The 14,316-nt window shown below is 68.6% G+C and carries 14 protein-coding genes; 9 read left to right on the plus strand and 5 right to left on the minus strand.

Going from position 1 to position 14,316, the window contains the following annotated elements; all coding sequences use genetic code 11:
- The first annotated feature begins 10 nt into the window (after nt 1–10).
- Entirely contained in the window at nt 11–853 is an 843-nt protein-coding gene (locus WFH44_RS11180) for an amino acid-binding protein (protein ID WP_336713948.1), read from the plus strand.
- Here the strand turns inward: WFH44_RS11180 and WFH44_RS11185 are convergent.
- The gene (locus tag WFH44_RS11185) at nt 828–1,832 is read right to left on the minus strand and encodes an LLM class flavin-dependent oxidoreductase (protein WP_336713949.1); all 1,005 of its coding nucleotides are present in this window, start codon (nt 1,830–1,832) and stop codon (nt 828–830) included. The two genes, WFH44_RS11180 and WFH44_RS11185, sit on opposite strands and share 26 nt — an antisense overlap.
- A gap of 146 nt (nt 1,833–1,978) precedes the next feature.
- A complete protein-coding gene (locus tag WFH44_RS11190) occupies nt 1,979–2,434 on the minus strand; it encodes an Lrp/AsnC family transcriptional regulator (RefSeq protein ID WP_336713950.1) in 456 nt (151 codons plus the stop codon).
- Between the two features lie 113 nt (nt 2,435–2,547).
- Between WFH44_RS11190 and WFH44_RS11195 the strand changes: the two genes are divergently transcribed.
- The 3 genes from WFH44_RS11195 (at nt 2,548) to WFH44_RS11205 (ending at nt 4,783) form a co-directional block, all read left to right on the plus strand.
- Nucleotides 2,548–3,207, plus strand: coding sequence for a LysE family translocator (locus tag WFH44_RS11195; RefSeq protein ID WP_336713951.1), 660 nt, complete (start codon nt 2,548–2,550; stop codon nt 3,205–3,207).
- Between the two features lie 97 nt (nt 3,208–3,304).
- Nucleotides 3,305–3,643 (plus strand): DMT family transporter, encoded by a 339-nt coding sequence (locus tag WFH44_RS11200; RefSeq protein WP_336713952.1) that lies wholly within the window; start codon nt 3,305–3,307, stop codon nt 3,641–3,643.
- Nucleotides 3,644–3,715: 72 nt separating this feature from the next.
- Nucleotides 3,716–4,783 (plus strand): NAD-dependent epimerase/dehydratase family protein, encoded by a 1,068-nt coding sequence (locus WFH44_RS11205; protein ID WP_336713953.1) that lies wholly within the window; start codon nt 3,716–3,718, stop codon nt 4,781–4,783.
- 152 nt (nt 4,784–4,935) lie between these two features.
- Here the strand turns inward: WFH44_RS11205 and WFH44_RS11210 are convergent, their stop codons facing one another.
- Nucleotides 4,936–5,712, minus strand: coding sequence for a 3-hydroxybutyrate dehydrogenase (locus tag WFH44_RS11210; protein ID WP_336713954.1), 777 nt, complete (start codon nt 5,710–5,712; stop codon nt 4,936–4,938).
- Entirely contained in the window at nt 5,709–7,085 is a 1,377-nt protein-coding gene (locus WFH44_RS11215) for an MFS transporter (RefSeq protein ID WP_336713955.1), read from the minus strand. The genes WFH44_RS11210 and WFH44_RS11215 overlap by 4 nt, the downstream gene beginning before the upstream one ends.
- Nucleotides 7,086–7,221: 136 nt before the next feature.
- On the opposite strand from WFH44_RS11215, the gene WFH44_RS11220 reads away from it, so the two are divergent.
- Entirely contained in the window at nt 7,222–8,136 is a 915-nt protein-coding gene (locus WFH44_RS11220; protein ID WP_336713956.1) for a LysR family transcriptional regulator, read from the plus strand.
- A gap of 409 nt (nt 8,137–8,545) precedes the next feature.
- Here the strand turns inward: WFH44_RS11220 and WFH44_RS11225 are convergent, their stop codons facing one another.
- Nucleotides 8,546–10,159 (minus strand): BCCT family transporter, encoded by a 1,614-nt coding sequence (locus WFH44_RS11225; protein ID WP_336713957.1) that lies wholly within the window; start codon nt 10,157–10,159, stop codon nt 8,546–8,548.
- Nucleotides 10,160–10,344: 185 nt separating this feature from the next.
- Between WFH44_RS11225 and WFH44_RS11230 the strand changes: the two genes are divergently transcribed.
- From WFH44_RS11230 to WFH44_RS11245, 4 genes are all read left to right on the plus strand, one after another.
- Nucleotides 10,345–10,971, plus strand: a complete 627-nt coding sequence (locus WFH44_RS11230; protein ID WP_336713958.1) for a cob(I)yrinic acid a,c-diamide adenosyltransferase — start codon at nt 10,345–10,347, stop codon at nt 10,969–10,971.
- A 91-nt stretch (nt 10,972–11,062) separates the two neighbouring features.
- A complete protein-coding gene (locus tag WFH44_RS11235; protein ID WP_336713959.1) occupies nt 11,063–11,209 on the plus strand; it encodes a hypothetical protein in 147 nt (48 codons plus the stop codon).
- Nucleotides 11,210–11,298: 89 nt separating this feature from the next.
- Nucleotides 11,299–12,795, plus strand: coding sequence for a sodium/proline symporter PutP (gene putP, locus WFH44_RS11240; RefSeq protein ID WP_336713960.1), 1,497 nt, complete (start codon nt 11,299–11,301; stop codon nt 12,793–12,795).
- A 182-nt stretch (nt 12,796–12,977) separates the two neighbouring features.
- Nucleotides 12,978–14,291, plus strand: a complete 1,314-nt coding sequence (locus WFH44_RS11245; RefSeq protein WP_336713961.1) for an MFS transporter — start codon at nt 12,978–12,980, stop codon at nt 14,289–14,291.
- Nucleotides 14,292–14,316: the final 25 nt, after the last annotated feature.

Here is a 14,316-nt window from a genome sequence, read left to right on the forward strand (position 1 = left end):
TGATGGCTGCATGAAGCGCCGAACAGCACCCTTCGCCCACGCCGATTTGTTGTGCACCGCCTGCGGCCAGTTTCCCGAACCGCCCAAGTCCCGCCAGTTGGTGGCAAACCTCGCGGCCGTCCTACCCATCGAACTGCTCGTGCACGCCGCCGTCCTCAGCGCGGAGCTGCCATACGTCTGGAAGATCCTGGTCCTCGCCGTCACGACGACGGTCCTGGTTATGTGGGTCGCCGAGCCGTCCGTCGCCCGTTTGCTGCGGCGCTGGCTCCATGCCGCGGCACTCAAGCACCGCCGTCGTTATGACGCCGCGCCCGCACTGTGGCGGGCCCGCACCGTCGTCGACGACCGCCCCGGCTCACTCGAACGCGTCACGCACGCGCTGAGCTGCCTGGACGTCAACATCCTCAGCATCCAAGTGCACCCGGTGGCCGGCGGGGCGCTCGACGAATTCGTGCTCTCGGCTCCGGCGGGGATCACCGAACAGGACCTGCTCGACGCGCTGGGGGCCGGCAGCGGCCGCCGCCCTCGGGTCTGGACGACCACCGCGCTCGCGCTCGCCGACGGCCAGACCCGGGCGCTCGGCCTCGCCGCCAAAGTCGCCGCCGATCCCGACGCACTGCCGCACGCAACCGCCTCGCTGCTCTCCGCCGTCGTGCTGGACGAGGACGCCGCGCGCAACCTGCAGGTCCTGCCGCGGGACGGCACCGTCCTGAAAATCCCGACGGCGTGGGGCGACCCGTTGCTCATCTCCCGCCCCGACGAGCCGTTCACTCCGGCTGAATCAGCCCGCGCGCACCGGCTCGCGGAGCTCGCGGAAACGGTCCAGCTTACCGGGCGGAGCCGGCGGGAGTGACCAGCCCGACGGCCTGGCCGGTCAGCTCGACGGAGCGCAGGCGCTGCTCCACCGTCGGAGCCTGGTGAGCGACGATTAGCTCGTCCGCATCGGCGTGCTTGGCGAAACCCTCGAGGTACTCACGCACGGCCTCGGGCGTCCCCACGGCCGTGTACTTGACCATCTGCTCCACGTGCTGGCCCTGCGGGGACTCGAGCACCATGTCGGCTTCCTCGTCCGTGAACTTCCGGCCGCGGCCGAACAGCAGCCCCACGCGGGCACGCCGGACCATCTGGAACTGCGCCTGCGCATCCTCGTTTGAGTCGGCGGCAATGGCGTTCACCCCGGCAATCACATAGGGCTCGGCCAGCTGCTCCGACGGCTGGAACTCGCGGCGGTAGGCGGCCACGGCGTCGTGCAGCGCCGCCGGCGAGAAGTGCGAGGCGAAGGAATAGGGCAGCCCGAGCGCTGCCGCCAGCTTCGCGCCGAACAGCGAGGATCCCAGGATGTACAGCGGCACGTTGGTGCCCTTGCCGGGCGTCGCGTCCACGCCGGCGATCCGCGAATTGCCGGTCAGGTAGCCCTGCAGCTCCAGCACGTCCTGCGGGAAGGTCTCGGCGCTCATCGGGTCGCGGCGCATCGCCCGCATGGTCTGCTGGTCGCTGCCCGGCGCGCGGCCCAGGCCAAGGTCGATCCGTCCCGGGTGCAAGGTCTCCAGGGTGCCGAACTGCTCCGCGATGGGCAGCGGCGCATGGTTGGGCAGCATGATTCCGCCGGCGCCGAGCCGGATGCTCTTCGTCTGCGCGGCCACGTGCGCAATCAGCACGCTGGTCGCCGAGGACGCGATGCTCGGCATGTTGTGGTGCTCGGCGTACCAGACCCGCCGGTAGCCCAGATCCTCGGCGAGCTGGGCCAGCCTGACGCTGCCGTCCAGGCTCTCCCGCACCGTCTCGTCCTTGCCGATCGTCGCGAGGTCGAGGATGGAGAGGGGAACAGTCATGGCGCGGACCGGCCTTTCGTCGTCGTTGTTGTGGGTGCGGACGCGATGGCCGCAGACACTCGTGACAACGACGGCGGTGCTCCGGTTATTTCTGCCCGTCCCCGTGGCGCGGCGCACGTGCTGCCTGCTCCCGCTCCTGGACGCCCCTAGATGGGTAGGCCCGCGTTCGCCTTCAGGTTTTTCATGACGATGGTCGACTGCAGCTTCTCCACGGCCGGCAGGTCCGTGAGCTCCTCGTCGTAGAACCTCTGGTAGGCGGCCAGGTCCGGCGCCACGACCTTGAGCTGGTAGTCGATATCCCCGAAGAGCCGCAGCGCCTCGATGATGTGCGGATTGGCCGCGACCTTCGCCTCGAAGTCCGCGAGCGTGGCCCGGTCCACCTGGCGCAGGCTGACGAAAACGATCGCCTCGAAGCCCAGGCCCAGCGCCCCGGCGTCGAGGTCGGCCCGGTAGCCGCGGATAACGCCCTTGGACTCCAGTTCGCGCAGCCGCCGGTGGCACGGAGCCACGGTGAGGCCGATCTTCGAGGCCAGCGCGGTGGCAGTCATTCGCCCGTCCTGCTGGAGCTCGCGCAAAATACTTCGATCGATTCCATCAACCACGCAAGAATCTTACCCTCCTGCCGGCACGTTGCGCGAAAAGGGCAAGCACTTCCGCGCGCGTTTTTCCTAGGGTTGGCTCGTCGCCGAGTTTTCGAGTTATAAGGAGTTCCGCCGTGGACCAGCAGCTGTACCTGGGCTTCGCCGCCGTCGCCATCACGCTGGCCTGCACCCCGGGAGCGGACTGGGCCTACTCCATCGCCGCCGGCCTGAACCAGCGCAGCTTCGCTCCGGCCATCGCCGGGCTCTGCAGCGGCTATGTGGTGCTCACGCTCCTGGTGACGGCGGGCGTGGCCGCCCTGATTGCCAGCGTCCCCGCGCTGCTGGGCTGGCTGACGGTCGCCGGAGCCGCCTACCTGCTCTGGCTGGGCTTCAGCACCGCACGCTCCTGGCGTGCCGCCGCGTTCTCGAGCCTGGAGCAGGGCGGCTCCTCGCGCCTGGGCAGCTTCTTCCGCGGCCTGGGCACCAGCAGCATCAACCCCAAGGGGCTGCTCCTGTTCCTCGCCCTCGTCCCCCAGTTCATCAACCCGGCGGCCGGCCTCCCGGCGCCCGTGCAGCTGGGAATCCTGGGGCTGTCGTTCGTGCTGATGGTCGCCGTCGTCTACTCCGTGGTGGCGCTGGCGGCCAAGAAACTGCTGCAGTCCCGGCCCGCCGCCGCCCGTGCCGTCACCCTGGCCAGCGGCCTCATCATGATCGTGCTCGGCGCCGCCCTGCTGTTCGAACAGGTCGCCCCGCTGATCGCCCGCAGCCCCCTCCTCGCCGCCTCCGCGCTCTGACCCGGAATTCGGGCCCCTCGGCAGGTGAAAGACTGCTGGGAGCACGAAAACCAAGCAAGGGGAACCCCTGGCCGCCTCAGCGTGGCCGGCAGGGGACATGAAAGGGCAACGGCATATGGGGTACGTCTTCCTGCTGCTCGCGATCGCCGCCGAAGTCTTCGGCACGAGCCTGCTGAAATCGACGGAAGGATTCAGCCGGCTGTGGCCAACAGTCTTGTGCCTGACGGCCTATGCCACCTCGTTCGCGCTCCTGGCGCAGGTCGTCAAGAGCGTTCCGGTAGGAGTGGCGTATGCCCTCTGGTCCGGCCTGGGAACCGTGGCCATCGTCGCCATCGGGACGGCTTTCCTGGGCGAGCCGATCAGCCTCGTGAAGGTCCTCGGAATCGGCCTGATCGTGTCCGGCGTCGTGGTGCTCAACCTCGGCGGCGCCCACTGACGGCTTGGGCGGCCTTCCGCGTTTTCAGCCTGCCACCTACAGTCCGTCAAGGCCCGGGCGTAGGGTGGGCGCATGCGTATAGCGATCATCGGCGCCACGGGCAATGTTGGAACCGCCATCCTGCGGCGGATCAAGCGGGCAATAGCCGAGGGGCCAGGCGGGATCGAACTCGTGGGCATTGCGCGGCGCCTGCCGGACCAGTCCCGGGAACCGTACGACGGCGTAACCTGGCACAGCATCGATGTCGCCTCGGGTTCGGCGCGCCAAAAGCTCACTGCGGCACTGGCCGGGTGCGACGCCGTCATCCATTTGGCCTGGCTGCTGCAGCCGAACCGGGATGAAGACTTCATGCGTCGGGTCAATGTCAACGGCACCGCCAACGCCTTGGCCGCGGCGGCAGACGCGGGAGTGAAGCAGTTTGTCTGTGCCTCGTCCCTGGGCGCGTACAGCCCCGGCCCGAAGGACCGCCCGGTGGACGAGAGCTGGCCGGCGCGGGGCATTTCGAGTTCGCATTACAGCCGGTTCAAGGGCGAGCAGGAGGCCCTGCTGGACGGCTTCGAACGCCAGCACCCGGAAATCAAGGTGGCGCGGCTGCGGCCCGGCCTGATCTTCCAGGAGGATGCCGGCTCCTCGATCGGGCGCTACTTCCTGGGCCGGGCCATTCCCAAGTTCTTCCTCAACAAGGTCCGCCCGCCGCTGCTGCCGTTTCCCCGGGAGTTCGTGTTCCAGGCCGTCCACTCCGACGACATTGCGGACGCGTACTGGCGCGTGGTCGACCAGGGCGCCAGCGGGTCATTCAATATCGCCGCCGATCCGGTCATCACGCCGCCCTTGCTGGGCGGGTTCCTGGGCGCCAAGCGGGTGCTGCAGGTACCGGTGCCGCTGGTCCGCGCCCTGGTGGGGGCGGCGTGGTCGCTTCGTCTGGTGGCCATGGACCCGGGCTGGGTGGACATGGCGCGTTTCGCGCCGGTCATGAAGACCACGCGTGCCCGCGAGGAACTCGGGTGGGTGCCGGCGAGGACCTCCCTCGAGGCGCTGCAGGAAGTGCTGGACGGCCTGAGTGAAGGCGACGGTGTCGGCGGGTCTCCCGTGCTGTACGGCCGAGGAGACCTGCAGTCCGCGGAACCCGCCCCGCGGTAGGGCTGGCCGGACAGCAGAACCGGCCGCCTGCACCTAGGCATGCGAGCATGCGTCCGGCGCCGCATAGCGCGAAGGTGTGCAGCAAAGCGCCGGCATCCCGTCCGGAGACGGGACGCCGGCGCTTCCGCTGGCTGCTTTTTGCGGAAACCGGGCTATCGGGCGGACCAGCCGCCGTCCATGGTGTAGCTGGCACCGGTCACCATGGCCGCGTCCTCTGACGCCAGCCAAGCCACCAGCGAGGCCACTTCCTCAGGCTCAACCAGCCGCTTGATCGCGCTCTCGGTCAGCATGATCTTGGCCAGCACCTCGCCCTCCGGGATGCCGTGCAGGCGGGCCTGGTCGGCGATCTGCTTCTCCACCAGCGGCGTGCGGACGTAGCCGGGATTGACGCAGTTGCTGGTCACCCCGTGCGGGCCGCCCTCCAGCGCCGTCACCTTGGACAGGCCCTCGAGCCCGTGCTTGGCCGTGACGTAGGCGCTCTTGAAGGCCGAGGCGCGCAGCCCGTGCACCGAGGAGATATTGATGATCCGCCCGAACTCGTTGGCGTACATCTTCGGCAGCGCCGCCCGGACCAGCAGGAACGGGACCTCCAGCATCAGCGTGAGGATCCGGCGGAAGTCCTGCGGATCGAACTCCTCGATGGGGCTCACCCGCTGGATGCCGGCGTTGTTCACCAGGATGTCCACGCCGTCCAGCGCCTCCGACAACCGGGTGTCCGTAACGGCTTCCGGATCCAGCAGGTCGACCACCCAGGCGGAGCCGCCCAGCTCGGCGGCGGCCGCTTCGGCCCCCTCGCGGTCCAGGTCGGCGACGACCACGTGGGCCCCGCGGGCGGCCAGCGTCCTGGCCGCGGCCAGGCCGATCCCGCCCGCGCCGCCGGTAACCAGCGCGCGGCGGCCTTTCAGGGCCTGCCCCTCCGCGGCAGTCACCGGGCCGCCTGCGCGGGGGTGTCCAGTCCGTGCTTGCGGGCGTCCTCGGCGTCCACATCGTGCAGGGACAGGCCCTTGGTCTCGCGCAGCGTGAGGACCGTGGCGGCCGTCATGGCGCAGGCGATGAGGACGTAGACGGCGACGGCAACCCAGCTGCCGGTTTCCTTCAGCAGCGCCGTCGCGATGATCGGCGCCAGCGAACCGGCGAGGATCGAGGTCACCTGGTAGCCGAGCGAGACGCCGGAGTAGCGCATCCGGGTCGGGAACATCTCCGCCATAATGGCCGGCTGGCCGGCGTACATCAGGGCGTGGAAGCACAGGCCGATCGTCACGGCCAGGATGATTACGACAGGATTGAGCGTGTCGAACATCGGGAAGGCGAAGAAGGCCCAGGTCGCGGACAGGACGGCCCCGACCAGGTAGACCGGCTTCCGGCCAACCGAGTCCGCCAGGCGGCCGACCTGCGGAATGACCAGGAAGTGGACCACGTGGGCGACCAGCAGCGCCAGCAGCAGCTGGCTCGTGTCGTACTCATGCACGGTCTTCAGGTACACGATCGTGAAGCTGACGATGATGTAGTAGATGATGTTCTCCGCGAACCGCAGGCCCATGGCCTTCAGGACGCCCTTCGGGTACCGCTTCACGACCTCGAACACGCCGTAGCTGACGGACTTCTCGGACTCCACCTGTGCGCGGGCCTCAAGGAAGATCGGCGCCTCGCTGACATGCGTGCGGATGTAGTAGCCAACAACGACGATGACCGCGGACAGCCAGAACGCCACGCGCCAGCCCCAGCTCAGGAACTGGTCGGACGGCAGGATCCAGGACATGCTCAGCAGGACCAGCGTGGCGAGCAGGTTACCCATTGGCACGGCGGCCTGCGGCCAGCTGGCCCAGAATGCGCGCTGCTTGTTCGGGCTGTGCTCGGCCACGAGCAGCACCGCGCCGCCCCATTCGCCGCCGACGGCGAAGCCCTGGATGAACCGCAGCGCCACGAGCAGCGCAGGCGCCCAGTAGCCGATCGAGTTGAAGCCGGGGAGGCAACCCATCAGGAAGGTGGCCACGCCGACCAGGATGATGGTGACCTGCAGCGTGTGCTTGCGGCCCAGCTTGTCGCCGATCTGGCCGAACACGATGCCGCCCAGCGGCCGCGCAATGAAGCCGACGGCGTAGGTCAGGAAGGCGGCGATGATGCCGTCCAGCTCGCTGCCGGTGTCCGGGAAGAAGAACTGCCCGAAGACCAGCGATGCGGCGGTGGCGTAGAGGAAGAACTCGTACCACTCCACCACCGTGCCGACCATCGAGGCGGCAACAATCTTCTTCAAGCCCGATCGCTCCGTCTGCGCGGCAGCCGCGGGTTGGTTCACGCTCATGCGAGCACTCCTTTGTGTCTTGGCTTGCTGTAAGTTTTGTGACGCGAGACACGCCAATGGCCTCACTCGAGTATCGACTGAGACCGAGTGTGCAGCAATGACCACTTCCGCAGACTGAGAGTGCAGAATTGCAGATATGGGAACGTCGCCAGCGCCCAACCCCGACGACCTGCTGATCCTGCTCGCCGTGGCACGCAGCGGGAGATTCACGACGGCGGCGGAGGGCTTGGGCCTGAACCACACCACTATTTCGCGCAGGATTGCGGCCCTGGAGAAGGTGCTGGGCGGCCGGGTGCTGGCCAGGACGGTGGGCGGCTGGGAGCTGACCGAGCTGGGCCGCCGCGCGGCCGGAGCGGCGGAACACATCGAGACCGCCGTCGCCAGGATCCACGAAGGCGAGGAAGAAACGGACCAGGTTTCCGGCGTCGTCCGCGTTTCCGCCACTGACGGCTTCAGCGGCTACATCATCGCGCCGGCCGTGGCCGGGCTCCGGCGGACGCACCCGAACCTCAGCGTGGAGATCGTCAACGTCACCCGGCGGGCGCTGCAGCACCGCTCCGGGCTGGACATCGAAGTGGTGGTCGGCGAGCCGCAGGTGCACCGGGCGGAAGCCGTCTGCCTCGGCCAGTACATGCTCGGAATGTACGCGTCCCGCAGCTACCTCGAGGAGAACGGGACGCCGGCCGACGCCCGCGAGCTCACCCGGCACGGCCTGGTCTACTTCGTCGACTCGATGCTGCAGGTCGACGCGCTGGACGCGCCGCGCCGGCTGGTGCCCTCGATGCAGGACTCGCTCAGCTCCACCAACGTCTTCGTGCACGTCCAGGCCACCCGCGCCGGCGCCGGCATCGGCTTCCTTCCCTGCTTCATGGCGGACCCGCATCCGGACCTGGTGCGGCTGCTGCCCGACGACTTCGCCGAACTGCTGCCCTACTGGATGGTGCTGCGTCCCGACACGCTCCGCCAGCCAGCGGTCGCCGCCGTCGCCAAGGCCCTGCGTGCCCAGACCGCCGCCTTCGAACCCGAACTGCTCGGCCGCCCCGGCGCCTGACCCGCCCCGGCACCTTCCCAGCCCCGGCACCTTCCCAGCTCCGGCTCCGGCCCGCCCCGCCTTGCACCAGACCCGCCTTATCCTCTCCCGGCGCCGCCTCGTGTCAGCCCTGCCTATCCTCTCGCGGCGCCGGCGTCGGGAACGGTGCAGGTCTTGCAGGCGCCCCTGACATAACCGCTAGTCAGATGGTCACCGCCTCCCAAGAACTGCACGTCTTCCGCCAAAACTGCACGATTTCCGTCGCCGAGGAGCCCTGACCGCTCCGTCGAGGGGCCCTGCCTTCTCCGGCCCGGCGCAGCCAGGGTGCTTAAGCGGGTGAGCCCCCGGCGTTGGCCGGGGGCTCACGGGAAGAGGCAAGGGTCTGTCGGCTCCGGAATCCGGCGCCAGGCCCTGGTCATGGTCCTTGGCGTCAGGGCCGGTCGCGGTCCTCGCCGGGTCCGTCGACCGCGGCGATCGATCCGGTCTCCGTGGGCTCGGCGAAGGGCACGGTACTGGGGACCGTCACCGCGCCCCGGACCGGGCCGATCCGCCGCTGCCGCAACGGATCCCGCCGCAGGTCCATGTAGAGCGCGACGCAGAGGCCAATGATGATCAGGACGAACGGGGTCGCTGCCAGGATCGTGAAGGTCTGCAGCGCGCCGAGGCCGCCAACGAAGAGCAGCACGGCCGCCACCGCGCCGGTCAGGATGGCCCACATGAGCACCAGCGGCGTCCACGGCTCCTTGGTGCCCCGCGAGGACAGCGTTCCCAGTACCAGCGAGCCGGCGTCGGCGCCGCTGATGAAGAACACTGCGGTCAGCACCATGACAACCAGGGCCGCGCCGAAGAAGAACGGGTACTGCTGCAGGGCGGCAAAGAAGCCGGCCGCCTCGTTGCCGGTGCCGGCGATGTCCACGCCGCCGAGCTGCAGGTGGATGCCGGCGCCGCCGAAGATGGCGAACCAGATCATGCTGACGGCGGTGGGAACCAGCAGCACGCCCAGCACGAACTCGCGCACGGTGCGGCCGCGGGAAATCCTCGCGATGAATGTGCCCACGAACGGCGTCCAGGAGATCCACCAGGCCCAGTAGAAGATGGTCCAGCTGGCCAGCCACTCATGTCCGCCGAAGACGCCGGAGTTGAAGCTCATGTCCACGAGGCTAGAGAAGTAGGCGCCGACCGAGGCGGGAATTAGGTCGAGGATGAAGACGGTCGGGCCGACTACGAACACGAAGACCACCAGCACGAAGGCCAGCACCATGTTGGTGTTGCTGAGCCACTTGATGCCGCGGGAGACGCCGCTTGCGGCCGAAATCACCACGCCCACGGTCAGCACGCAGATGATGATGATCGGCACCGCCGTGCCCGGGTCCTCCTGGAACTCTCCGGTCCGCAGCAGGGCCAGGCCGGCGGCGATCTGGAGTGCGCCCAAGCCCATCGACGTTGCCGAACCGAACTTGGTGCAGATGATCGCCAGGATGTCGATCGGCTTGCCCCAGCCCTTGTCCTCGATCCGCTCGCGGCCGAACAGCGAGTGGAACGGCGAGCTCATCAGGTTGCCGCGGCCCATCCGGTAGGTCGAATAGGCCAGCGCCAGGCCGACGACGGCATAAATCGCCCAGGGGTGCAGTCCCCAGTGGAAGAAGGTGTAAGCCATGGCGGTGCTCGCCGCCTCCTGGCTGCCGGGCTCGACGTTGGCGAAGGGCGGCGGCGACGCCAGGTGCGTGACCGGCTCGTACACGCCGAAGAACATCAGGCCGATCCCCATGCCGGCGCTGAACATCATGGCCACCCAGGAGAGGGTGGAGAACTCGGCTTCCTCGCCCTCGCGGGAGAGCGGGATGTTGCCGTAGCGCCCGAATGCCAGCACCAGGGAGAAGACCACGAACCCGGTGGCGCCCAGCACGAACAGCCAGCCGAACGACGTCGTTACCCATGTCAGCGCTGCGCCCGCCGCGGCCTCCACCGCATCCGTGAAGAAGACTCCGAGCAGGCAGACCACCACGATGATGCCTACGGAAACCCCGAAAACTGTTTTATCCACCGTCGCGAATCCCTTGGCTGGAGGCGCGGAAACGGCGTCCCCCAGCCTGGATTGTGCGCTTTCACCGGACGGTTCGTTGCTCATGAATACCTCGCTGGTAGCGGTCGGTTCCTTGCCTGGCGGGACGGGATGTCCAGTCGGTCCTCTCTTCGACGCCGGCATTTTCCTTACGTATAGTTTCAGCCATGGACGAGCATGACGCACCGCTTCCGAACATCCCGGCAGGGTCTGCCACGACCGGCGACTACGGCCGGACCGACTTCGGCGGGCACGGCAACGTTTCCAAGAACGACGCGCGGGTCCTCGCCTATGACGAATGCGATGCGGGCAACGCTGCCATCAGTGTCGTGATGGCCAGCGCGCCGATTTCGACGCACGTCGGGGCTACTCTGCTCAGCATACAGAACGATCTCTACGACCTCGCGGCCGATCTGATGCAGCCGACGGACAGCGAGGAGCCGGCGCAGGCACGCATCGTGCAGGGCCACACGGAGCGGCTGGAACGCGCGATCGAGCACTTCTCGCAGGACGCGGAAGACCTCAGCGGCATGATCCTCCCCGGCGGCACGTTCGCCGCGGCGCTGCTCTACCAGGCCCGGGCCACCGTGCGGCGTGCAGAACGCGCCGTTTGGGCGGCTGTGGAGGAATTCCCGGGCAGCGTCAACTCGGAGTGTGCCCGCTACCTGAACCGGCTCTCGAGCCTGCTGTTCGTCCTGGGCCGCGTCGCCAACGCCGAGCACGGCGACGTGATGTGGGTGCCCGAAGCCTCGGTCCGGCCGGCCGATCCGGACCCGGAGGTTGTCGAAGACTAGGCCGCGCCCGCGGCCGGGAAATCCGCACTCGGCAGGCCATCGGCTGTAACCGACATCTCATCCGATTCCCCGGTATGGCGATCTTTTTGTGATGCCAACCACGGTTCCGGACTCCGCGGCGGCCATCGGAGTCGGCGCCCTCCGCTCCGGCCCGGAAGCCCTCGCCGCGGCCACCGCCGAGTACCTTCCGTTGCTGCTTGAGGCGGCCCGGCGGGTGGCACGGGACTGCGCCCTCTAGTCACGCATTTGGCCGAGACATGGGCCACATGGAGATACTGGACGTTGCCCTAAGCCACCGATCCCGGTCAGACCGGAAGGATTCCACACGTGAACGACCAACTATTCCAGTACATCGCCATGGCCCTGTACATGGCCGGCATGCTCGCGATCGGCTGGTGGGCGTACAAGCGGACCAGCGACCTCGACGACTACATGCTCGCCGGCCGCGGCCTGAAGCCCGGCGTGGCCGCCCTGAGCGCGGGCGCCTCCGACATGTCCGGCTGGCTGCTGATGGGCCTGCCCGGCGCGCTCTACCTGAACGGCCTCTTCGAAGCCTGGATCGCCATCGGGCTCACCGTCGGCGCCTGGCTGAACTGGAAGTTCGTGGCACCGAGGCTGCGCTCCTACACCGAGGTCGCCAACGACTCCATCACCGTGCCGAGCTTCCTGGAGAACCGGCTCAAGGACAACTCGCACATCCTGCGCGTCGTGTCCGGCCTGATCATCCTGGTCTTCTTCACCTTCTACGTCTCCTCCGGCATGGTCGCCGGCGGCATCTTCTTCGAATCCTCGTTCAACTCCACCTACACCATCGGCATGCTGCTGGTCGGCGGCGTGACCGTGCTGTACACCCTCTTCGGCGGCTTCCTCGGCGCCAGCTACACCGATGTTGCACAGGGCCTGCTGATGTTCGCTGCCCTGCTGGCCGTGCCCATCGCCGGCCTTTTCGCCACCGGCGGCCTCGGCGCCACGCTGGACTCCGTCCGCGAGGCCGACCCGGCCCACCTGAGCCTCTTCGCCGGCGGCGCGGTCGCGGGCATCTCGGCCGCGGCGTGGGGCCTGGGCTACTTCGGCCAGCCGCACATCATCGTGCGCTTCATGGCCCTGCGCTCCCCCGCCGAGGCCAAGGCGGCGCGGCGGATCGGCATCGGCTGGATGGTCATGACCGTCCTCGGCGCCGCGGCCACCGCCCTGATCGGCATCGCCTACTTCCGGCAGAACCCGCAGGCCGCGCTGACCGATCCGGAGTCCGTCTTCCTGGACCTGGCCCAGATCCTGTTCCACCCGTTCATCGCCGGCCTGGTCCTCGCAGCCGTCCTCGCCGCCATCATGAGCACCATCTCCTCGCAGCTCATCGTCTGCTCCTCCGCGCTGGTCGAGGACCTGTTCAAAATCGTTGCGAAGCGCGAGGCCTCGCCGAAGACGCAGGTCATGCTCGGCCGGCTCGGGGTACTGGTGGTCTCCATCGTCGCCGCCATCCTCGCCTGGAGCCGCAATGACACCATCCTCGGCCTGGTCGCCTTCGCGTGGGCCGGGTTCGGCGCCTCCTTCGGCCCGACCATCCTGCTGTCCCTGTTCTGGCGCAAGCTCACGATGCCCGGCGCCCTCGCCGGCATGGTGGCGGGAGCGGTCACCGTCTTCACCTGGGGCAACTCGGCGCTGGCCGACACGATGTACGAGATCGTACCCGGCTTCGTCCTCAACGTCCTGGTCGCGGTCGTGGTCAGCCTGCTCACCTTCCGGCACAAGCCGGAGATCGAGGCGGAGTTCGACGCCGCGCTCGGCGCACTCAAGCCGGAACCGGTCGGCGCCGGCGCGCGCTAGGAGCTAACGACGGCGGGTCCCGGCCGGGTGCCGGGACCCCCTGCGCCTTTACTCGCCGCGGCAGACGGCGGGGGTACCGGACAACGGCGCCCCCGCCGTCGTCGATAACGGCCGCAAGTGGTTTGCGCTTCCCAATCAGTTGGGTGGATACTGGTGTCCCGCCTCACCTCCAAGGGAAAACCATGTCCTTGCCCCGCGCCATGCGCCCCTTCGCCCACCGCGACTACCGCGTCCTGATCGCCGCCCTGGCCATCTCGATCTTCGGCACGGGCATGTGGGCCGTCGCCATGGTCTACCAGGTCATCCACCTCGGCGGCGGGCCGGTGGAGCTCTCCATCGTCGCGACCGCCTCAAGCATCGGCCTGCTCGCGTTCGTGCTGCTGGGCGGCATCGCCGCGGACCGGCTGCCCCAACGACGGCTGATCATCGCCGTGGAGGCCGCCAACCTGCTGGCCGTCGGCACGGTGGCGGTGCTGGCCGTCACGCAGCAGCTGCAGCTGTGGCATCTGGCCGCCGCCGCGTTCCTGCTCGGCGTGGGCGCCGCGTTCTTCTTTCCCGCCTACTCGGCGATCCTGCCGCGCATCCTGCCTGCGGAAGACCTGCTGGCGGCCAACGGTATGGAAGGCACCATGCGCCCGCTGCTGCAGATGGCGGCCGGGCCCGCCGCGGCCGGCATGATCGTGGCCGCCTTCTCGCCCGCGAGCGCGACGGCCTGGATCGCCGGGTGCCACCTGTCGGCGCTGATCGTCCTGACCTTCCTGAGCCGGGCGGTCGCTTCCGCAGCGCCGGCGGCCACGGAAGGATCAGCCGGCGCGGACGGCGGAACCAACGGACACGGCGCAAGGGCCAAGTCCTCGGTCTGGCGCGACCTGCGCGAGGGCGTCGCCTACACGGTGAAGACCCCGTGGCTGTTCTGGACTTTGCTGTGGGCCGTGGTGTGGGTGCTGCTCTTCATCGGCCCCATCGAGGTCCTGCTGCCGTTCGCGGTCGCCGACCAGCTCGGCGGGGACTCCAGCACGTTCGGCTTCCTGCTCGGCACCTACGGCGCCGGCGGGGCGGTCGGCGCGCTGGCGACGGCGTCCTTCCGGCTGCCGCGGCGCTATCTCAGCGGCATGCTGTTGCTTTGGGGCTTCGGCTCGGTCCCGCTGGCCATCACCGGCTTCGCCACGAACTTCTGGGTGCTGGCCGCTGTCCTGTTCGTGGTCGGCCTGACCGGGGGCGCGGGCCAGGTCATCTGGGGCACATTGCTGCAGCGCCGCGTGCCCCCGCACCTGCTTGGCCGCATCTCCAGCCTGGATTTTTTCGTCTCCCTCGCGCTGATGCCGGTGTCCATGGCACTGGCCGGACCGCTGGCCGCGGTTGTGCCGATCTGGCTGATCTTCCTGGTCGTCGGGCTCATTTCGCCGGTGCTGTCGGTGCTGGCCATCGGCTTGGGCGGCATGCTCAGGGACGAGATCGACCATCCGCTGGACCGGGAGCCCGCCCCCGTGGACTGACCGCCTAGGCCATACCTAGAACTGC

Origin of the sequence: Arthrobacter sp. USHLN218, assembly GCF_037144715.1 — a bacterium.
Lineage (GTDB): Bacteria > Actinomycetota > Actinomycetes > Actinomycetales > Micrococcaceae > Crystallibacter.

What these genes read in the sequence shown, in the direction of transcription:
- WFH44_RS11180 (WP_336713948.1), top strand. Translation starts at nt 11, where the DNA reads ATGAAGCGCCGAACAGCACCCTTCGCCCACGCCGATTTGTTGTGCACC.
- WFH44_RS11185 (WP_336713949.1), bottom strand. Translation starts at nt 1,832, where the DNA reads ATGACTGTTCCCCTCTCCATCCTCGACCTCGCGACGATCGGCAAGGAC.
- WFH44_RS11200 (WP_336713952.1), top strand. Translation starts at nt 3,305, where the DNA reads ATGAAAGGGCAACGGCATATGGGGTACGTCTTCCTGCTGCTCGCGATC.
- WFH44_RS11205 (WP_336713953.1), top strand. Translation starts at nt 3,716, where the DNA reads ATGCGTATAGCGATCATCGGCGCCACGGGCAATGTTGGAACCGCCATC.
- WFH44_RS11215 (WP_336713955.1), bottom strand. Translation starts at nt 7,085, where the DNA reads ATGAGCGTGAACCAACCCGCGGCTGCCGCGCAGACGGAGCGATCGGGC.
- WFH44_RS11220 (WP_336713956.1), top strand. Translation starts at nt 7,222, where the DNA reads ATGGGAACGTCGCCAGCGCCCAACCCCGACGACCTGCTGATCCTGCTC.
- WFH44_RS11230 (WP_336713958.1), top strand. Translation starts at nt 10,345, where the DNA reads ATGGACGAGCATGACGCACCGCTTCCGAACATCCCGGCAGGGTCTGCC.
- WFH44_RS11235 (WP_336713959.1), top strand. Translation starts at nt 11,063, where the DNA reads ATGCCAACCACGGTTCCGGACTCCGCGGCGGCCATCGGAGTCGGCGCC.
- WFH44_RS11245 (WP_336713961.1), top strand. Translation starts at nt 12,978, where the DNA reads ATGTCCTTGCCCCGCGCCATGCGCCCCTTCGCCCACCGCGACTACCGC.